This is a genomic window from Clostridium sp. (genome assembly GCF_018372875.1).
GTDB lineage: Bacteria > Bacillota > Clostridia > Clostridiales > Clostridiaceae > Clostridium.
Genome location: NZ_JAHAIF010000005.1, coordinates 80056 through 101790, shown reverse-complemented (window position 1 = coordinate 101790; position 21735 = coordinate 80056). Strand labels below are relative to the sequence as shown.

20 protein-coding genes and 1 riboswitch are annotated in these 21735 nt (G+C 30.0%); of the genes, 3 read left to right on the top strand and 17 right to left on the bottom strand.

Translation table 11 applies throughout. From position 1 onward, the window contains the following. Window positions 1-102: 102 nt before the first annotated feature. Window positions 103-873 carry a DUF2087 domain-containing protein gene (locus tag KIB46_RS03300; protein ID WP_291670873.1) on the bottom strand — a complete coding sequence of 257 codons (771 nt, stop codon included), beginning with the start codon at window positions 871-873 and terminating at the stop codon, window positions 103-105. Window positions 874-1028: 155 nt separating this feature from the next. On the opposite strand from KIB46_RS03300, the gene KIB46_RS03295 reads away from it, so the two are divergent. After that, the gene (locus KIB46_RS03295) at window positions 1029-2546 is read left to right on the top strand and encodes a bifunctional UDP-sugar hydrolase/5'-nucleotidase (protein WP_291670872.1); all 1518 of its coding nucleotides are present in this window, start codon (window positions 1029-1031) and stop codon (window positions 2544-2546) included. Window positions 2547-2704: 158 nt separating this feature from the next. On the opposite strand, the gene KIB46_RS03290 is transcribed toward KIB46_RS03295, so the two are convergent. The 4 genes from KIB46_RS03290 to KIB46_RS03275 form a co-directional block, all read right to left on the bottom strand. Continuing rightward, window positions 2705-4348: a SulP family inorganic anion transporter gene (locus KIB46_RS03290; protein ID WP_291670871.1), complete on the bottom strand. Its 1644-nt coding sequence runs from the start codon at window positions 4346-4348 to the stop codon at window positions 2705-2707. Between the two features lie 216 nt (window positions 4349-4564). Then, window positions 4565-4789 (bottom strand): PF20097 family protein, encoded by a 225-nt coding sequence (locus KIB46_RS03285; protein ID WP_027097354.1) that lies wholly within the window; start codon window positions 4787-4789, stop codon window positions 4565-4567. A gap of 121 nt (window positions 4790-4910) precedes the next feature. Further along, window positions 4911-5321 carry an FxLYD domain-containing protein gene (locus KIB46_RS03280; RefSeq protein WP_156562465.1) on the bottom strand — a complete coding sequence of 137 codons (411 nt, stop codon included), beginning with the start codon at window positions 5319-5321 and terminating at the stop codon, window positions 4911-4913. Window positions 5322-5424: 103 nt separating this feature from the next. Further along, on the bottom strand, window positions 5425-6486 hold the full coding sequence (locus KIB46_RS03275) for a serine/threonine-protein kinase (protein WP_291670869.1): 1062 nt from the start codon (window positions 6484-6486) through the stop codon (window positions 5425-5427). 85 nt (window positions 6487-6571) lie between these two features. Between KIB46_RS03275 and KIB46_RS03270 the strand changes: the two genes are divergently transcribed. Then, the gene (locus KIB46_RS03270) at window positions 6572-7000 is read left to right on the top strand and encodes a helix-turn-helix transcriptional regulator (RefSeq protein WP_291670866.1); all 429 of its coding nucleotides are present in this window, start codon (window positions 6572-6574) and stop codon (window positions 6998-7000) included. A 17-nt stretch (window positions 7001-7017) separates the two neighbouring features. Here the strand turns inward: KIB46_RS03270 and KIB46_RS03265 are convergent, their stop codons facing one another. The 11 genes from KIB46_RS03265 to KIB46_RS03215 form a co-directional block, all read right to left on the bottom strand. Next, complete coding sequence (locus tag KIB46_RS03265; protein WP_156562457.1) at window positions 7018-7320, bottom strand: hypothetical protein; 303 nt, start codon at window positions 7318-7320, stop codon at window positions 7018-7020. Window positions 7321-7342: 22 nt separating this feature from the next. Next, on the bottom strand, window positions 7343-8686 hold the full coding sequence (mgtE, locus tag KIB46_RS03260; RefSeq protein WP_291670864.1) for a magnesium transporter: 1344 nt from the start codon (window positions 8684-8686) through the stop codon (window positions 7343-7345). Window positions 8687-8872: 186 nt separating this feature from the next. Next, a riboswitch (M-box (ykoK) riboswitch) is annotated at window positions 8873-9038 on the bottom strand. 44 nt (window positions 9039-9082) lie between these two features. Then, window positions 9083-9835 carry a tRNA pseudouridine(38-40) synthase TruA gene (truA, locus tag KIB46_RS03255; protein WP_291670862.1) on the bottom strand — a complete coding sequence of 251 codons (753 nt, stop codon included), beginning with the start codon at window positions 9833-9835 and terminating at the stop codon, window positions 9083-9085. Between the two features lie 37 nt (window positions 9836-9872). Then, a complete protein-coding gene (locus tag KIB46_RS03250) occupies window positions 9873-10502 on the bottom strand; it encodes a class I SAM-dependent methyltransferase (protein WP_363290092.1) in 630 nt (209 codons plus the stop codon). Window positions 10503-10686: 184 nt separating this feature from the next. After that, window positions 10687-12087 (bottom strand): 6-phospho-beta-glucosidase, encoded by a 1401-nt coding sequence (locus KIB46_RS03245; protein WP_291670860.1) that lies wholly within the window; start codon window positions 12085-12087, stop codon window positions 10687-10689. 10 nt (window positions 12088-12097) lie between these two features. Next, window positions 12098-12400, bottom strand: coding sequence for a PTS lactose/cellobiose transporter subunit IIA (locus KIB46_RS03240; protein WP_291670859.1), 303 nt, complete (start codon window positions 12398-12400; stop codon window positions 12098-12100). A 1-nt stretch (window position 12401) separates the two neighbouring features. Next, window positions 12402-13490 carry a MupG family TIM beta-alpha barrel fold protein gene (locus KIB46_RS03235; RefSeq protein ID WP_291670857.1) on the bottom strand — a complete coding sequence of 363 codons (1089 nt, stop codon included), beginning with the start codon at window positions 13488-13490 and terminating at the stop codon, window positions 12402-12404. Between the two features lie 25 nt (window positions 13491-13515). Then, a complete protein-coding gene (locus KIB46_RS03230) occupies window positions 13516-14835 on the bottom strand; it encodes a PTS transporter subunit EIIC (RefSeq protein WP_291670856.1) in 1320 nt (439 codons plus the stop codon). 2 nt (window positions 14836-14837) lie between these two features. Further along, entirely contained in the window at window positions 14838-15149 is a 312-nt protein-coding gene (locus KIB46_RS03225) for a PTS sugar transporter subunit IIB (protein WP_291670854.1), read from the bottom strand. 168 nt (window positions 15150-15317) lie between these two features. Further along, entirely contained in the window at window positions 15318-18065 is a 2748-nt protein-coding gene (locus KIB46_RS03220) for a sigma-54-dependent transcriptional regulator (protein ID WP_291670852.1), read from the bottom strand. A gap of 1 nt (window position 18066) precedes the next feature. Beyond that, a complete protein-coding gene (locus KIB46_RS03215) occupies window positions 18067-18378 on the bottom strand; it encodes a PTS sugar transporter subunit IIB (RefSeq protein ID WP_291670850.1) in 312 nt (103 codons plus the stop codon). Between the two features lie 275 nt (window positions 18379-18653). On the opposite strand from KIB46_RS03215, the gene KIB46_RS03210 reads away from it, so the two are divergent. Beyond that, window positions 18654-19766, top strand: coding sequence for a DEAD/DEAH box helicase (locus KIB46_RS03210; RefSeq protein ID WP_156562450.1), 1113 nt, complete (start codon window positions 18654-18656; stop codon window positions 19764-19766). 225 nt (window positions 19767-19991) lie between these two features. Here KIB46_RS03210 and hcp read toward each other — a convergent pair whose 3' ends face one another. Then, a complete protein-coding gene (gene hcp / locus KIB46_RS03205) occupies window positions 19992-21656 on the bottom strand; it encodes a hydroxylamine reductase (protein ID WP_291670847.1) in 1665 nt (554 codons plus the stop codon). Window positions 21657-21735 lie beyond the last annotated feature (79 nt).

Here is a 21735-nt window from a genome sequence, read left to right as displayed (position 1 = left end):
ATGTGTTTAAGTACAAATAATATCTAAAGGTTATTCGTAAAATAGGAAAAAAGGAGCTGTCGCTAACGGATTTTATTCCGCTAATGCGACAGCTCCTTTCTACTACTCCTTCACCCAATAAGCACTACAATCATTTGAACGTTCAATAAATCCATACTCTATTAATGCTCTTCTAATTGTTACATAATCATCGTATACTCTCTTTAATATTTTATTAATATCCTTCTCTGTATATTTTCTACCCTTAACAAAATTCTTAGTAACTTCCCCAAGAATTATAATCTTCTTCTTCTCCTTAGATGGATAAGTTTTTATACCACCTGTTTCGTTCATATAGTTCTTTATAACTGTTTCTCTTTCCTTCTCTGTTATATTATATCTATCATCTATAGTTGTTGCAGTTTTGTGAGCATCGCAAAGCTGTTCATTATCTAATTTTGTAATCTTTTTATTTATATTACTAGATAATAGCTCCATCATAGCAAGAAATAATCTAGCCTGCTTTTCCTTTTCTCTTAACTTGTATCTATGATTTCTTATAGTAGACTGAGCTACCCCCATCTTTATAGCAATTTCTTTATCAGATAATCCATTAGCCATTAATATTATCAAATCTCTTTGTACCTCAGAAATACCAATAAAATTATTATTCATATTTAGCAAGTATTGCAACATAGAACCGTGCTTACCCCCTATATGAATTTCTGTTGCCTTCTTTGCATCATATAGATTTTCATTTACATTATATATTCTTCCCTTTTCAAACTCATCTTCGCAAACAAGGCACCTATAACAATTTTCCTCTTCAATATACCCTTTTTTAACTTCTTCAATTGATGACTCCCAAAATAATTCTTCTCTACCCTTATTCATAGCAACTCTTCCTTTCAAATTTATTCCTTTAGTTATAATTATAGTTGTATTTATATTTTTGTCTATATATAAATAAACATTTTTACTTTTTGTCTTATCAATAATATTTATTACAATCATCCTTTTTTCTGATATAATTCAATTGAGGTGTTGATATGAAAAATTTAAAGATTTATTTTACTTCAGATATGCATGGCTTTGTATATCCAACAGACTATACTAATAATGATGATAAACATCTAGGAATGCTAAATGTAATTAACTCTTTCACAAAGGACGAAAACACTTTAATAATTGATGGAGGAGATACTATTCAGGGCTCTCCATTTACAACCTTTATATCAAAAAAAGATTTTGAAGTTCATCCAATTGGGAAAGTTTTAAACCAAGGTAAATATGATTTTGTTACCTTAGGAAATCATGATTTTAACTATGGATATGATTATCTTGCTAAATATCTAAATACACTAGATGCAACTTGTGTTTGTGCTAATGTAGAAGATAAAACAGGTAAGCTTCCTATCCTTCCATATGCAATAAAAACACTAGGCAATGGATTAAAAATAGGTATATTAGGTTTTACAACAGACTTTATAAATATCTGGGAACAACCACAAAACCTAACAAACTTTTATATAAACGATACCTATACTTCAGTAAAAAAAGTATTTGATGAAGTAAGATCTCAAGTTGATATTTTACTTGGAGTTTATCATGGTGGTTTTGAAAAGGATCTAGATACAGAGAAGATTTTAAGTAGTAGTAATGAGAATATAGCTTATAAAATTTGTGAGGACTTTAACTTTGATATCCTATTAACTGGACATCAACATATGAATATTTGCGGACGATATGTTAATGGAACTTATATAGTTCAAACGCCACAAAATGCATTTAGGTTTATAGAATTAAACTTAGAGTATGAAGAAAAAATTATTTCAATTAAATCAGAATTAAAGACTGCAGAAATAAATCCAAATAAAGAAATGTTCAATGAATTATTACCTTATGAAAGGGAAGTTCAAAAATGGTTAGATAGCCCTGTAGGATTTTTAGATATTCCACTTAATCCTTCTACTCACATAGAAATGGCTTTATCTGGCTCAAATCTTGCTAACTTTATAAATAGAATTCAATTAGATGCAAGTGGTGCTGATATAGCATGTACATCCTTTGCTAACAGCATAAAAGGATTTAATACTGATGTAACTGTTCGAGATATTGTTTCAACTTATGTTTATCCAAACACTTTAGTGGTATATGAAGTTACTGGAGAAATATTAAAGAAAGCCTTATCAAGAAGCGCTGAATATTTTTGTTATGACGGAGAAGAAGTAAGAATTTCAGACTCATTCTTAAAACCAAAGGTCGAACATTATAACTATGATTATTTTTCAAATATAGAATATAGATTTACTTTAAATTCTAACGGAAGAAATAGTATAGATTCAGTTATATTTAATGAAAAAGAAATAAATGATAATGATATATTCACATTAGTTATGAATAATTATAGAGCTAGTGGTGCTGGTGGATATGAGTTCTTTAAAGATTGTAAAATAATAAAAGAAATTCAAATAGAAATGCCAGAAATTATAATAAATTATTTTGAAAAGCACAAAAAAGTTATTGTAGATAAAACTAAATACATCCATGTTAAGCTAAAGAAATAATTTTAGAATAGAATGAAGAAGTTGTAGCAATCTTTATTATATGAATATTCATATAAACATATATTTATATATTTTTATGTTTATATATTTATTGTACAAAGGACCCTATTAAATAGATTTTTTATTCTCTACTTAATAGGGTCCTTTTTAAAATACAATTAAACTACAGCTCTGTTATCTTCAACATAGTTAATTGCTTCCACTGCACTCCAAAATATTTTGTCTTCTCCAATCTTATCCTTGAATCCTGACTTTTCTACTGTATCCTTAACACTCTCCTGCAAACCACATAAAAGAAGTCTACAATCATTTAATACCAGTTCCTCCATTATTTCTTCTAGTGCTTGAATCCCTGTAATATCTATCAAAGGAACTCCTCTCATAGATAATATTAGAACCTTAACATCCTTTAATGATTCAATTTCTGATCTTAGCTTGTCTACAGTAGCAAAAAATAATGGCCCAGTAAAATAAATCACCTTTGTTTTTCCTAAGGAATTATCCTTACTTATATTTCTATTTAATTTCTCCTCATCAACGTCACTAATAAAAATATCCACATTAGATATTTTCACCATAAATAATAGGCTTGCAAAAATTACTCCTATTAATATAGCTTGTGTTAAATCAAAAACTATTGTTGCCATCATAGTTATAAAGAATTTTATAATAGATCCCTTAAACCTTTTAGTGAACATATATTTAATATTTTCCCACTCATTCATTCTCCAAGCAGTTACCATCAAAACTCCTGCTAATGCTGATAAAGGTATCTTTGACATTATAGGTGCTAAAACAAACATTGATATTAATAAAAATATAGAGTGGAATATACTAACCAATCTAGTTTGAGCACCTGATTTTATAGCTACACTTGTTCTTGCTATTGCAGCTGTAGCAGGTACCCCTCCAAAGAAAGGTATAATCATATTACCAATACCTTGAGCAACAAGTTCTCTATTAGGATCAAAGGAATCTCCCTTCATTTTCTTACCAACTTCACCACAAAGTAAACTTTCAATCATTGCTAAAGCAGCTATACTAATAGCAGGAACCACTAATCCCTTAATAGATTCTAAATTAATACCTGCAAAAGTTAATCTATCATCTAAAATCAATTTTTGTGGGATATCTCCTATAACATCAACTGGTAAATTAAATAACATATTAACTATTAAAGCTACTATAAGACCAATTAAAGATGATGGAACTTTTGCATTCCACTTTTTAGGCCATAGAATCATTATAGATACTACAAGTATTCCAATTAGTAATGCATACATATTAGGATTTATAGGTCCTCTTACAAAGTTAAACACCTTTATAATTGCACTATCAGAAGTTTTTGTAGTTACTCCAAAAAAGTTATCTAGTTGTCCAATTGCAATAGTTAATGCAATACCAGATGTAAAGCCTGTAATTACTGGTAGTGGAATATAAGATACCACTTTTCCTAACTTAAGTATACCTGCAACTATTAAAATAAGACCAGCTATTAAACTAGCCACCCATATTCCTTCTAATCCATATTGTTGTCCAAGCAATATTAATATTGCACTCATAGCTCCAGTTGGTCCTGAAATTTGAAAGGAACCTCCCGAAAGAGCACCAATTACTAAGCCAGAGATTATGGCTGTTATAATTCCAGCACCAGCAGATGCTCCACAGCTTACACCAAAGGCTAATGCTAAAGGAAGTGCAACTGCTGTAACAGTTATCCCTGCCATTAGGTCCTTTTTAAACTTTCCTCCATTGTAATTCTTAAACTCGTTAATTAAATCATTTTTGTAATTAGTAAACATTTCTTGCCCCATTTCTTATACTTTTTTCAAACACATGCACTATTTTATACTTTAATGTAAATAAAAACAAGCTTTACATTAAAGTACAAAAAATGTGGGGGATATTTATTTTGCTTGTTCCGTCGCTACGCTCCAAGCCACATCAAAACAAATATCCCCCACACTACTAAAAGTAAGGAAATTATAAAATTATTATTCTTTATTTTATATATGTTACTATACAGCTTGAGTTTCAAGATCAATAACTAGCTTTTTGCATTGTTGACAAACATAAGCTTCACTTCTAGGTCTTCCAAAAGCTGAATTAGTCTTTAACTTTATGCCCCCTTTTGACCATATACCTGCTACTAACTTCTTATCTTCTGCTTGCCACTTTAGTGCATATCTATCACCAAAAAGATTTCCCTTTACCATTTCATTACCACAACTTGAACAAACCATCTTTTTTCCTCCCATAATATATAAAAAGTTAATCACTTAATATATATTATTTATATCCCCTAATAATAACAACTAATTTCTTACTTTTAAGTGAATGACTAGTCCATGATTACAATATTACCTATATAGCACTTGATACTACATCTATCTCATATTTACTAAAATCTTTTTTTATTAGCATAATCTTTACTTCCCTTTTTTCTCCTGGCTTTATATCAGTTTCATTTGTAAATGAACTCTCTATGGTAACCCCATTACTATCGTATAATTTATAATTAAATTGAATGTAATCTATTTTTTCATCTGAAGTGTTCTCAAATATCCCTACTATTTCACTTGAATACTCCCCCTTTTTCACTTCCCAATTAATCTTTTTTGCCATCTCATTATATAATTCATCTTTAGATTTTTTATCATCTTCCATCTGATTTATTGTATCAGAGGCTGACTTTGCCATTCCCCCCATTAATGCTGTACATCCCCCGACTAAAACAATAAGTGTTATTACTACCCCAATTAAAATCTTCTTCATTATTATTCCTCCTTTAAAACAAAAAATGATACTTGTCCATTTTCTTGGACTAGTATCATTATAAAAATAATTAAAATTTCATTGGTATGCTGTCAGCATACACCTATTGAAATATATTTAACATCATGCCAGCAAACATTATAATTAGTATAGTATAAATAGTAAATCCTACTTTTCTCATACTTTTATTATTTCCTTTTAACAAAGGTAACATAGATTGTATATTATTATAGTTTCCATAAAGAAAAGTCAATCCTAATAATGCCATAACCATACTGATATCACCAATAATATAAAAGAAACTTTTTGTACCTATATCAATAAAAATAGCAAATACTAAAAATATATACCATAATGATGCAGCTAAAATATAAGAAGGCTTTCCTCTTCTAAATCCAGGTAAGTTTCTAATAAACATTTTACTCTTTCTATATTTTATTTGTTTGCCACTACATAACTCTAGATCCTCCTTAAGCTCAAGACATGTTTTATATCTTTCATTAGGAGAAATCTTAACACATTTTTCAATTACTTTAGCTAATTTTTCATCATTCTTTTTATCCCTTGGAAGTTTTCCTGTTGTTAAAACATTCATTAAAACACCAATAGAATAAATATCACTTCTACTATCTGTTTGATTAAACCCAAATTGCTCTGGGGATGCATACCCTTCTGTTCCTAATATTTGAGTATCCCTGTTTTCATCACTTTTATGTATTCTTGACACATCAAAGTCTATTAATTTAACTATACCATTATTATCTACAATAATATTAGAGGGCTTTATATCCCTATGAATTATTGGACTATTTAAATTATGTAAAACTTCTAATATTTCGCAAATCTTTATGCTATATTCTATAACCTTATCCTCTGATAATACTCCTTCCCCCTGAATCTCCTCTAGAGTTTTACCATTAATAAATTCTTCAATTACATAAAGTATATCCTCATCCTCAATAACTTCATAAACCTTTGGAATACCTATGTTATCAATCTTCTGCAATTCTTTAAAAACCTCTATTTTATAATTTGATAATTTCTTTTTTACATATATCTTATTATCTACTATATTCTGAACCAACTCTATTTTACTTTTATCCGATTCATTTATTACTGTTAGTTCCTTATACAAGGATAATTTATAACCAATATTATAATTCATCTCCATGTTCCACCTAAACTTTCACTTAACTATAATATACTATATAATATTATTATCTCATTTTTTATTTAAGGATGGAATAACTATGATTGATAAAAAGACTTCTGAATTATTAAACACTCTTAATTCTATAGATAATTATAAAAGTTTAAAAACATATATTTCTAAGGACTTAGATATTAAAGAATTGACTATTTCTGAGTACTTAGTTAACCTTTGTAATAAAAAAGATATAAGCAAAAGTACTCTAATTGCAAATGCAGATATTGATCGTACATATGGATACCAAATTTTAAATGGGAGTAAAAATCCTAGTAGAGATAATATAGCTAAGCTTTGTTTATCCCTACAACTTACATTAGAAGAAACAGATAGAGCCCTTACTATAGCTAAAGAAGGAAAACTCTATCCTAAAGTTATTAGAGATACTTTTTTAATATTTGCTATAAATAACAAGCTTACTGTCTTAGATACAAATATATTATTAGAAGAAAACGGACAAGATATCTTATAGATATCCTGTCCTTTACTTTAAAAAATATAAGTCATATTTTGTGGTTCATAATAAGATAATCCATGTTGTTTAGCTAATCCCTTAATCAGATTATCAATCTTTTCTGCATCTTCAAGTAAACATCCAATAATTATAAAACCTTTCCCCTTATTTATATCTAACTTTTCTCCCTTAGATATTAAATCTTCAAAAAACTCCTCTATTATTTCAATATCTCCAACTAGAGAATCTTCACCTTGGCATAACTGCTCATATAAAAACTGGGCTCCCATTACATTACTTACCTTATCACTATTCCATACTGCACAATACCACTCCATAAAATCCCTCCATTTATCTAAACTATATTAAATAATTAATAAACATAGTCGCAAGTCCAAGGAAGAAGAAAAATCCTAAAACATCTGTAACTGTTGTTACAAAAACTGCTGATGCTAGTGCAGGATCTATCTTAAGCTTCTTTAATATTACTGGAACTATAAAACCTGACATTGTTGCTACCATCATATTTAATATCATTGCAACTCCAATTACAATACCAAATACAATATTTCTTTCCCATATAAAGCCTAAAACTGCTATAATTGATCCAATAACTACTCCTGTTGTAAGCCCCACTAATAGCTCTTTTATAAAAATTCTCATTCCATTATCTTTATCTAATTCACCTAATGCAATACCACGAACTACTATTGTTAAGGATTGAGTTCCTGCGTTCCCTCCCATTCCTGCTACAATAGGCATAAATGTTGCAAGAGTTACAACTTGACTTATTGTTCCTTCAAAAGCTCCTACTACAGAAGCTGCAAGAATTGCAGTAATTAAATTTACTATAAGCCATGGTAATCTACTTTTTATAGAGTTTCTAAGAGAACCATCTACCTTTTCCTCTTCATCTACACCTCCAAGACGATGTATATCTTCTGTAGTTTCCTCCTGCATAACCTCAACTATATCATCTACAGTTACTATTCCTAAAATCTTATTATTTTCATCTACAACTGGCATTGTCATAAATCCATACTTTTCAAACTTGCTAGCCACTTCTTCTTGGTCCATATAGTAAGGAACTGAAATTACATTAGTATTTGTAATTTCAGATATCTTTGTGTTAAAGTCATTACATACTATATCTCTTAAAGAGACTACACCTTTTAAGACATTTTCCTTATTAATAACATAAAGATAATATGCAGATTCAGCATCTGGAGCTTCCTTTTGTAAATACTTTAGAGTTTTTTCAATAGTTTTATTTTCTCTTATTGATATAAACTCAGTTGCCATAATACCACCAGCTGTATCTGGATCATATGAAAGAAGCTTATAAACATCTTTTCTATCTTCTTCATTTATTTTCTTTAAAACATCTCTAGTTTCTTTTTCATCTAAAACTCCAACAAGATCTGTTAACTCATCAGATGACATTTCACCTAAAATCTTCTTTTGCTCACTTTCAGAAAACTTCTTTAAAATTTCATACTTTTCTTCATCCTCTTCTTCCTCAAGAATAGCTGCAATAAACCAATCCGGTAATCTTTTTAATATCTTAGAGAAATACTCTTCGTTATCATGAAGTAAATCTAATACATCAGCAGGATGAATATCCTCAATCTTCTTTTCTAGCTCCTCCTGAGTATAATTTAGTAATCTTTCTAATAAATCTTTTTCATTTAATTCTTCCTTCATTATAACTCCTCCTTACATAAGAGGATAAAGCATCCTACAAGGCGAACAAACTTCATCCTCATCCTTTATTTTGTTTTCCGTCTTAACTTTTATACTTCTACTGGCATCAGATTCCATTTGATTCACCACCTTATTTTATAAATATAAAAAGACCTTTTAACCCTACGTTAAAAAGTCTTAAAATATAACACAATTTAATTGTAGAGCTTTAGCACTATAAAGCTTTGACATTTTCTTGTCAGCTACATTAAAAATTACCTTGGCGATAATTATTGTTAACCCATTGGAATCTCTCGATTTTTCTGGGCAGCAGCATCTATCTTTATAGGAGCCTCACCTAACAAATTTTCTTACTTTATACTATTATTTTACTTAAAATAAGTCAATACTTTTGAACTAATATTCTAAGTTTTTAAGCATTAATCCTTTCCCTGGAACTTTTAATCCTGAATTTTCTCTATTCTTAGACTCTAGTATTTCTTTAATATCCTCTGGCTTTCTTTTATGAAGTCCAACCTCTACTAATGTACCAACAATTATTCTTACCATATTTAATAGGAATCCATTGCCACTTACCTCTATTTGAACCAATCCATTATTATTTATTATTTCTATATTCCTTATAGTTCTTATAGTAGATTTTTTACCATTCTTTACTTTTAAATTAGTAAAGCTCTTAAAATCATGAGTGCCTATAAGGTGCTTTGAGCCTTCTCTCATACTTTCTACATCTAATTCTTCTTTTATATGATAAGCAAATCTCCTAGAAAATACATCTTGATAATTTGTATTTTGAATTGAATATACATAGGTTTTTCCCTTTACATTTAACCTAGAGTGGAACCTATCACTTGCTATCTTAAGTTCTTTAACCACAATATCATCTGGTAAATATTCCTCAAGGTATTTCATCATTTCCTCTAAAGTCATAGTTGAATTAGTAAAGAAGTTTGCCACATAATTATCTGCATGAACCCCAGAATCTGTTCTTCCACAGCCTATTACTTCTATTTCCTCTCCTGTCATTTTATTTAAAACATTTTCAATTTTTCCTTGTATTGTTACAACAGTGCTACCTTTTTGATTCTGCTTTTGCCATCCCTTATATCTTGTTCCATCATATTGTAATAACATTTTTATGTTTCTCATATTTTCCTCCTAAAGAAAAAAGAATCTAGATACTATTTTACCTAGATTCTTTAATTGCTACAACATATGCTAATTCAAAAGTTCCTTTTATTTTTTTGCTTTTCTTTATTTTAAAACCATTACTTTTTATAAACTTAATATATTCATCAGTTGTCCATTTGCTATAAGCCTTAAAACCTACAATAGACATAAGTTTAGATAGTACTTTAGATTTTATACTACTCTTATGTGCAAAGGTTGGTGCTATTAAAATGCCATCATCCTTTAATACTCTTTTAATATTACTAAGTGCTTCTTCAGGCTTTGGCATTATATGAAGTGCATTAGATATAAGTACACAATCAAAGGTTTTAGAACCATAAGGCAAATCACATGCATCCTCTACTGAAAAATTAAGATTATCTGGTCTCTCCTTTTGTTTTGCTTCTTTTATCATTTCTTCAGAAAAATCAGTAGCCTCCAAATACTTCACTTTATCTGCTATTCTTAAAGCAATTAATCCTGTACCTGTTGCAAGCTCTAACATTTCCATTTTAGAATTTACATCTCTCCTAATAAGCTTAATCATCTCTTCATAAGCTTGTTCATCTTTTTTTATTATAAGATCATATTTACTAGCAAATCTATTCCAAAACTTTTTATTTGAGTTCACCTCTTGTTTCTCCATATTCTCACCAGCCTCTATAAATTCCAATGTTTGTATACATTTTACCATAATTATCCTTACTAGCAAATCTAAATTATAATTTCATTTTTAACTTCTTATTAATATCACTTTTCACATAGACATATATAGAAAGAAGTAGAATTTACACTGTAAATTCTACTTCTTTCTATATATAATATTAGTTTTAAAGTTTTTCCCCATTACTTTCAATTACTTCTTTGTACCAGTTAAAACTCTTCTTTTTTCTTCTCTCTAAGGTTCCATTTCCTTCATCATCCTTATCTACATAGATAAATCCATAACGTTTTTTCATTTCACCTGTAGATGCACTCACTAAGTCTATTGGCCCCCAAGATGTATATCCTATAAGGTCAACGCCATCATTTATAGCCTCTTTCATAGCACTTATATGTTCTCTTAAATAGTCAATTCTATAATCATCATTAATTGAGCCATCTTCCTCAACAACATCTACTGCTCCAAGTCCATTTTCAACTATGAATATAGGAACTTCATATCTATCATATAATGTATTTAATGAAAATCTTAATCCTTCTGGATCTATTTGCCATCCCCATTCTGATGACTTAAGATAAGGGTTTTTAACCATTTTAAATATATTTCCCTCTGCTTTTTCAAGATGTTCAGCATCAGTACTTGCAACCCTACTCATGTAATAACTCATTCCAAGGAAATCTACAGTATTTTCTCTTAATATCTTTTCATCCTCTTCTGATATTTTTATTGAGATATTGTTTTCTCTAAAAAATCTCTTTTGATAATTTGGATATTTCCCTCTAATTTGTACATCAGCAAAGAATAATGTTCTTCTATCTTTATCTAAAGCATCTAAGGCATCAAGTGGATTACAAGTCATAGGATATACACATCCATAATTAATCATGCAACCTATTTTTCCACCCTCTACTATTTCATGACAAGCTTTAACTGCTAAAGCACTTGCAACTAGTTGATTATGTGCCCCTTCATAGCTTAATTGCCTTGGATTCTCATCTTCCTTAGGAATGATTCCACCACATGTAAATCTCATTACAGTTATACTATTAATTTCATTAAAAGTCATCCAGTACTTTACCTTATCCTTGTATCTTGTAAGGACAGTCCTTGCATATCTTTCAAAAAATCCTATAAGCTTTCTGTTTGTAAATCCACCATATTTGCTACATAGACCTAATGGCATTTCATAGTGAGATAAAGTTACTACAGGTTCTATACCATTTGAGATTAATTCTTCAAATACATCATCATAAAACCTTAATCCTTCTTCATTTGGAGTTTCTTCATCTCCATTAGGAAATATTCTACTCCAAGCAATAGATAACCTCAAACATTTAAAACCTAATTCTTTGAAAAGCTTTATATCCTCTTTATATCTATGATAAAAATCTATTGCTGTATGAGATGGATAATTTCCCTCTGGTGGTATAACTGGTGAACTTATCATTCCTTTTGGAAGTACATCTGCTGTAGATAAGCCCTTCCCCCCCTCTAGGTAAGCTCCTTCAACTTGATTAGCTGATATTGCTCCTCCCCATAGGAAGTTTTCTTTAAAACCTAAAGTCATAATATCACTCCTATTCTATCATTAAAATAATTTGTTCTGCTAAATCCTTTGCAAGCATCGCATTCATTAAATGATCTTGAGAATGTACTAATAATAAACTAAATTCACATGGATTACCTTGCATTTCTCCTTGAAGTAATTCAGTTTGAATCTTATGAGCTTCAAGTAAATTTTTTTTTGCTTCCTCAAGTAACTCTAAGCCTTTTTCCTTACTTTCTTCTCTTGCTACCTTCAATGCTGTTATAATTGAGCTTCTAGCATCTCCCGCATACATAATTATGTTCATTGCACTATTTAAAGTTCTTTCGTTCATACTATTCCTCCAACTTAAACTTTTTCCCTGATTTTATATACTTTAGTAATTCTATGTGAGAGTTGCATACAGTTGCTATTACATTTCTTCTATTATCTAACGTAATATTCTTGCAGGCTACAAGTACCTCTCCTTTATAATTAAAATAATCATTATTATTAATTAAGACAGTTCCTATAGGAACAATTCTATCTTCTTTAGTTGTTGATTCTATTTCTTTATCCTTAAATTCTTTTCTTCCCATTGTATGTCTTATTACAGACTCACTATAATCCCATCTGTTTTGAAGCACCTTATTAAATATTGACTTCTCTACCTCTGAAACTTTTTCTATAGTAACTTTTAAAGATATAACATCTTCATCAAGCTTTGCAAGCGACTCTAACTCTTCATCTGTTGCAAAAGCATTACCTATTATTACATCATCTATTCCTAAGGCAAACAATTCTTGCGCTTGAACCGTTATATCTATTCCTCTATGCTTTTCTAAAGTACATAAGCCATCATTAGATAACCATGGCCCTAGCCTTCCTCCTTTAGTTGCATCAACAAACGCAGCTGTATGCAATCCTAAAGACTTATGTCTCCTATGACAAGCCTTAAAATACTCTAATCCTAAACCTGTATCTTTTTCAGGGTAGAAGTTGTGACAAGTCATAAGCTTCCCCCTCTTACATCCTATATCTATAATATTATTAACATATCCACTATCAAAGGAGCCATTTATTTCAATATCTAAATCAAATTTATTAAACGTAACCATTGATTCATAGAATCCATTAAACATTCCATCTAACCTAAGTCCAGTTGCTCCTAAATCTTTAAAGAATTTTAAATCCATAGGATTTATATCTATTATCTTAAGGACTTCTGGATTTATATCTATAAACACTCTCATTCCTAAATCCTTTGAAAGATTTAACAATTCCCTATATTTTTCAACTTGATTTAAAGCTTTTTCCTTATCGCTATCTAATTCTAGCATAGAAGTAAATACTCTACTGTATCCAAGTTTTGCTGCTTTTTCTATATAAGCTTTATTTTCTTCAACAGTACTATTTAATGGATATATACTAATTCCTATTCCCATATGATCTCCTTTCTAATGAATGTTGTTATTTATTTAATAATTGTTTTTCTTCATTTCTTTCTATTAACTTTAAGAATGGTATATATAGTAATACAACAACTACTATATTAACTACTGATAATGCTGCTCCGGTCCAATGCATACCTGTTGCTAAGAATCCATTTAATATTGGAGGTGTTGTCCAAGGAACTGATGCTACAACTGGGTGAACTAATTGGAATTTGATTGCTAAATATGAAATTGCACTAATAATTGATGGTCCTATTACGAACGGTATAAATAAATATGGATTTAAAACTATTGGGAATCCAAATATTATTGGTTCGTTTATATTAAATGCACCTGTAGGACCTGCAAGAGATAATAATACTTTATGTCTCCTTCTATTTGTAATAAACATAGCAACTATTAAAGCTATTGTACATGCTGCTCCACCCATATTAACAAATGAGGATATAAATTGATAAGTTAACACATTATATTGAGACCAATCAGTAACACCTTGAGCATACATTTCAATATTTGACATTCCAAGTGGTGCTAAAACAGCTGCAAGTATTGGTCCCATAATATTTGAACCATGAATTCCAAAGAACCATAAGAATGATACAACAAATGGTGCTACTATAGCCGTTATTAAATTATCACTAAATCCTTGTAGTGGCTTTGTTATAGCTATTGTTATTAATTGATTAAATGATTTACCATCAGCAAATCTCATAATTAAATATGATATTACCGCAAATATAATAACTGTTAACATAGTTGGTATTAATTTTGAGAATGAATCACTTACTGCTGTTGGAACTACATCTGGCATCTTAATCTTAAATGCTTTAACATTTGATAATCTATGAAGCATTTCAACTGATGCAAGAGCTATAATCATACAAGCAAACAATGAATCTGCACTAAAATTAGTATAATTAATGAATCCAAAAGCTTTAATTGATGCTTCTTTTCCATTTGGAACTTGTGCCATCCATGGAATTAATACAAAATATGAAGCTAATGCTACACATAAACCATCAAGTCCATTATGACCATAGTTTTTCCAAAGTGATTGTCCAACTGTTGCACAAACAAATAGCCCATACATAGCAAGACATCCCCACCAAATATTTTGTGTTATATTCCAAATTACTTGTCCTGCTTCTGTATTAGTAATAAAGTTTTGATATGATTCCACTTGTAAATTTTGAACTAATGTAGCAATTGAAGCAAGTATAATAATTCCTACTAAGCTAACCATACCAGCTGATATTGCTCTGATATGTACTTGGTTACCAATTTTATTAGCTATAGGCATTACCTTTCTTTCCATATAATCCATGATTTTTTTCATTATTAATTACCTCCCTTTAAACTTAAAGCTAATTCTAAAACTGCCTTTCCATTCATCATTCCATAATGTTGCATTGGAACAACCTCTACTGGAATATTTTGAGGAGCAGCTATTGCTCTAATTTCATCAAGCATAAACTTTACTTGTGGTCCAAGTAATATAACATCACATTCATTTAAATGTTGTGATATCTCTGCTTCTGGAATAGCTTTTATTGAAGCTTCAATATTTTCTGCCTCTGCTACCTCCTTCATTTTATTTACTAATAGTGATGTGGACATTCCAGCTGCACATGCTAAGATAATTTTTGTCATATATATCTCTCCTATATAAATATTTTTCTCACCATTAATTCAAAGCAAGTTCCATGCCAAAATGAAAAAACTATAAAAAAGGAGGGCTCCCCCCTCCTTTTTTATACACTATTTTAATTTTAAAATTATACACTAGCATTCATTTCATACACCACTTTTTAAATCTCTCTATAATTTATACAGTATGGTAAGTATATAGCAAAGCTCATCTAATTTAAACTCAATTTCTAAGGTGTCCTCTATATTCTTAAGTGCATACTTAATCTGCTTTATTTCATTTGCATAATAAATCAATAGATATTCTTTATTTTTATGCTCCTTACACTTTCTCTTTAAAACTAAATTCTCTGTTGTTGCTAACAAGTGGAATACTACAGCTATTAATGTATCTTTATCAAACTGATAGCTTAATTCACTTTCTATCCATCTTTTGAAAACTCCAAAGTCCTTTTTAAATACATCTATATTAAATCCATTAATTTTATCTTTTAGCTTATTAAACACCTGTTCAATTATTAAATTTAAATCCTCATTTTCTTCAACCTTTTTCTGTACTACAGTTGTTTTTATCATCTTCTCAAGTTCACCATATTTATTTAGCATAATTAAATCTGTTATAGATATGAATGGTACACCATATAACATTGGATCAATACTTCCTACAACAGCTATTATATTTTTATCCTTGCCTAGCTTACCTATAATATTACTTATGTTTTCATGACTTGTAATTGCTGCTGTAATTATTTCAGTATTGGTTCCTGAGATATCTATATTATCCTCTATTAATTTCTTAATCTTTTGAGCACTTCCTTCACCAGTAGTACAAGCTGCAATAATTATATTTTCTTTTTTAGTTTTAGTTTCATCCTTATACCTATTACCCATTAAGGTCATTCTTTGCTTATTTAAAATAGAATTATATATAACATCAATATCTCTTTCAAACTCAGCATGTCTTGCAACCTCTAACGCTGTAATTGTTGTCACACAATCTATTACCCTTACCTTAACTAAAAGTTCCTCTTCAATTAAATCACCAAACATAATTAATGATCCCATATCTACCAATAATAGAACTCCAGCGTCATTACTATTTTTTCTTACTACTTCCTTTAATTCCTCATAGCAAATTCTCGAATCTTTATCAAGCTCCATATCATAAGCTTGTACGGTATCTATTCCTAATAAAGAATTCACCGTTTCCGCCATAGATGATGCTGTACTCTTTCCATGCATGCTTATTATTACCTTAGGTAATTGGTTCTTAAGATCACTCTCAATTGCATCTATACATAAGAACATTGCTATAAAAGCTATCTCATCAAGAGGTACCCTAACCTCTAACTCTCCTTCAATTCCTTTTATAAAGTTTCTAACTAACTCAAACTCTCTATGATGATTTTCTATCACATTAAGAAGATTCTTATTTACTACAGTTTTATTTTCACCCAGTCTTTTTATGCTTGAATCAAAGTGCATACAAAGTCCATAAAAGACTTTTTTAGAAAACTTTTTGCATAGCTCCTTTTCAGCCAATGCTAATAGAGTTTCCATATACATAATACTTTTCTTACTAACTACTTTCTCAAGTTCAATATTATTATTTACACCTTCTATATAATTTTTAAATTGTCCATTAATCTCAAACCTAATTATTGTATCAATATCATCCTGATTATCATATTTCGTACTTAAATCCTTTAATCTTTTTTCTATCTTGTCATAAAAAGACTCATACTTAATCTTATTTTTAGAATGGCCTATCTTTCCTTCTCCATCACCAGTGAACACTAAGAAATCATTTTTTCCTACTATAACTTCTATCTCACTTTCGAAATCATTTTCATAAATACCATACTTTCTTATATGATCTGGAAGGTGTATAACCTCAATTTCAACCTTATCTCTATTTAAATGAATAGCATCTAAAAAAGCATTAGCACATATTAGCTTTATATCACTTTTCAGTTGACCTATATTCCCTAAGCACTCATAGTTTAAAAGATTTTTTAAAACAGCATTATTAACAACTATTTCTTTCTTTATCCTACTAGCCTCTTCCTCAATAAAAGCTTGAGCTATTTTAAATCGCTCTTTTTTACTTCTCTCCTTTAATGAAGGTATCTTTATAGACATAGGAATTCTTCTTGTGAATGTATCTAATAATGAATCCTCTTTCCTAGCTGTAGTTGCACAAATAATAAGAACATCTACATGCTTTCTCTCCGTTGATCCTACCGGAGAAAAGACTCCTTTATCCATTAGATAAAATAGAGTTTCTTGTCCCTCTGGCGGTAATCTATGTACTTCATCTAAAAATAATATTCCATTATCTGCAGACTCAACAAGCCCAGAATAATCTTTATTAGCTCCAGTAAAGGCTCCCTTTACATATCCAAAAAGCTGTGATAGTAAAAGCTGAGGATTATTACTATAATCTGCACAATTTAAAGTAACAAAAGGGGCATCTTCATTTAATTGTCCCTTCTCTTTAGCATACTCATACATTTTTTCTGCAAACATTGTTTTACCAACACCTGTTGGACCAAGTAATAAGGTGTGAAGTCCTCTTGGCGGATAACTAATAGCCGCTTTTGCCTGCTTTATTGGCTTCTTTAAACTTCCCTCGCAACCAATAAACTTATTAAATGCATCAACTTCATTTCTACTTATGACTTCAACTTCTTCATCATCCTCAATACATTTATATACTACAGGCCTTCCTTCTTCTTTCTTTATTAACCCATCTCTTACAAGTTTGTTTAACTCACTACTTGCATTAGTTCTCTTTATACCAATTCCCTCTGCCACCTCATTTGTTGTTACACCTATTCTTTCATTATTCTCTCTTTGTAATTTAGTTGTTTCTAATATGAAATGATATATTTCTTCATATCTATTATCCTTAGTCATATTATTCTCCTTTGAATAAACTTATAAGCTGTATGGCCTTATTAAGTATTTCTTCTCCTCTACATAATCCATAATCCATGCTATCTATTATTCCAACGGGTATATTCTTATCTTCTACAACTTTTTGTATCGTTTCTAATTTATATTTAATCTGAGGTCCTAATAGGATTAAATCACAAGATTCAACATTATCTTCAAATTCCTCTATTCCCTTTGCAGCAATTTTAATATTTAGATCCCCTACTGCCTTTTTTACTGATTCTACAACTATATTACTTGATGTTCCTGTTGCACACAAAATTAATATTTTCATAGCCTCCTCCTTCCACAAAGCACAAAGTATGTATACGATTAAATAAATATTAAAAAATATATGTTAAGTTTCTATATTATTCTAATATATCAAACAATTCGACATATTTCAAACAATCCATATGCTCATTTTTAATCTTTATACATTTGACTATAACCTTATTAAATGATATCATTACTAAGCAATTGGTATGTGTATTCCAATTAAGATAGAGCTTGGTTATCTGTCAACTGATACCAAGCTCTTATTTGTTTTACAAGAAAGGATGGTTAATTGTGGCTTTTAAAAGCTTAGGAATAAATGAAAATATAGTTAATAAATTAAGTAAAAATGGAATTAAAACTCCAACTCCTATACAAGAGGAAAGCATCCCTCATATTTTACTAGGTAAAGATTTAATAGGTGAAGCAAAAACTGGTACTGGAAAGACTCTAGCTTTCTTGATACCAATATTCCAAAACCTATCACCAAAATCTAATTCTACACAGGTGCTTATATTATCTCCTACTAGAGAATTAGCAATACAAATTACTGAAGAAGCTAAGAAGTTAAATGTGAATGAAGAAATTAATATTTTAGCTGCATATGGAGGGAAGGATATTGGAAGCCAACTAAAGAAGCTTAAAAACAATATTCATATGATAATAGCTACTCCTGGAAGACTTTTAGACCATATTGAAAGAAAATCTGTTGATTTATCTAAATTAAAAACTATTGTAATTGATGAAGCTGACCAAATGCTTCTTATGGGATTTAAAAATGAAATAGAAAAAATTATGAAGGCGTGTTCTAAAACCAACCAAACACTTTGTTTCTCAGCTACTATGGATTCCCAAGTTAAAAAGTTAGCCTACAGATATATGAAGGAACCAGTATTTATAGATATAAAATCACCAACTATAGCAGTAGATACAATTAAACAAGAAGTTGTAGAAGTTAGTGATAGATGGAAACAGGAAGCCCTTTGTTCTACATTAAATGAAGACAACCCATTTATGGCTATTATTTTCTGCAGAACTAAGCGTAGAGCTGATGCTTTAGAATTAGCTCTTCATCAAAAAGGTTACAATTGTCAGAAGATACATAGTGATGTTCCTCAACCAAAACGTGAAAGAATAATAAAGGCTTTTAGAAATGCAGATATTCAATATTTAATTGCAACTGATGTAGCTGCTAGAGGTATTGATATTTCAGGTGTAACTCACATATATAACTACGATACTCCTGAAACTTCTGAAAGCTATATTCACCGTATTGGTAGAACAGGACGTGCAGGTGAAGATGGATATACATGCATGTTTGTTGCTCCAAAGGATGAAAATCAGCTAAAAGAAATAGAAAAAAAAATAGGTTTTAAAATAAATAGACGTGAAATAAAAAAGGTGTAGCAGATATTTATTTTGCTTGTTCCGCCGCAAGCTCCAAGTCACATCAAAACAAATATCCACCCCACCCGTACTAAAGGTAAGGAAATTATAAAATTACTATCCTTTATTTTATATTTTTTAATATAAAAATGTAATAATACCTTTGATTTATAGCCAATTGAAATTTTATACTTTCCTCGACAGTAAAAAAGATAAGTTGACCTTTCAACTTATCTTTTTACAATTTTATAATCCAATTCCTTGTTGTAAACAAGTTTTCAAATCATCATCTGGTTGACTTATTTGTTGTAAATTAAATGTATCAACTAAATATTGAAGTACATTAGGACTTAAAAATGCTGGTAAAGTTGGTCCTAAAAAAATACCTTTTATACCTAAAGAAAGTAAAGCTAAAAGGTCTGCAACTGCTTTTTGCTCATACCATGATAAAATAATGGATAAAGGTAATCCATTTACATCAGTATCAAAAGCATCTGCAAGGGCAGTTGCAATTCTAACAGCAGAATAGGCATCATTACATTGGCCTACATCTAATAACCTTGGTAAACCTGCCACCTCACCAAAATCCAATTTATTAAATCTATATTTACCACAGGCTAAAGTTAATATAACACAGTCTTCTGGAACCTTTTGAGCAAATTCTGTATAATAATTTCTTCCAGGTCTTGCTCCATCGCATCCACCAATTAGAAAGAAATGTCTTATCTTTCCATCCTTTACTGCATTAACAATCTCTCCAGCATGACTTAGAGTTTCATTATGGCCAAAACCTACTAAAATTTCATGTGGTTCTTCTGATTCAGTGAAACCACCAAGTTCTAGGGCTTTTTCAATTATTGGAGTAAAATCTTTGTGTCCATCCTTATCAGCAGGAATATACTTAACACCATCCCATCCTACTACACTTGTTGTAAATATTCTATCTTTATAAGTTTCTCTTGGTCTCATTAAACAATTAGTTGTCATTAAAATACATCCTGGTATTCCATCAAATTCTTTTTGTTGATCTTGCCATGCTCCACCATAATTTCCCACAAGGTGTTTATATTTTTTCAATTCTGGATAACCATGAGATGGTATCATTTCACCATGAGTATATATATTTATTCCTCTTCCTTCTGTTTGTTGTAATAACATCTCTAAATCCCTTAAATCATGTCCTGAAACTATAATAAAAGGTCCTTTTTCTCTCTTAACATTAACCTTATGTACTGTTGGATTTTTATAAGTATTTGTATTTGCTTCATCAAGTTTTTTCATTACAGCAACACTCATATCTCCAGTTCTCATAGTCATACGAATCATTTCTTCTACACTTAAATTATCATTAGTAGTACACTCTAACCCCCTAAAATAAAAGTTATCAACTTGATCATCAAAGTATCCTAAGAATCTAGCTTGGTGTCCATAGGCACTTATTCCTTTTAATCCATAAATAATTGTCTGCCTTAAAGATCTGATATCTGCATCTAGTGTTTGATCAAACATTATTCCTGCCCTTACTGAATCTTTAAGCATTTCTTCTTTTGTAGAACTAATATTATATGTAGCTTGTTCAGGATATTCTTTATTGTTAGAAGCTTTTTCTCTTAAAGCTTCTTTTATCTTCTGAGATTCTTTAAGCATTTCAACGTGTACTTCTGCATCAAAATTCACGTTAGTTAATGTAGTAAATAATGAATTTTCAACAAAACTAACAATACTTTTATCTATGATTTCGCCCCTCTCAATTAAATCCACTGCATAAGCGCTTATTCCTTTACATTGATAAACTAATAAATCTTGAAGGTTAGCTACTTCCGGTGTCTTCCCACATACACCCACTTTAGTACATCCTTTTCCCCCTGCTGTTTGTTCACATTGATAACAGAACATTGGATTTTCATCCATAATAAATCACTCCTCTAAACTAAATAGATACTAGTATTATTCTCTCAAAATATTAAATAATTCACAAAAAAAGAAATAC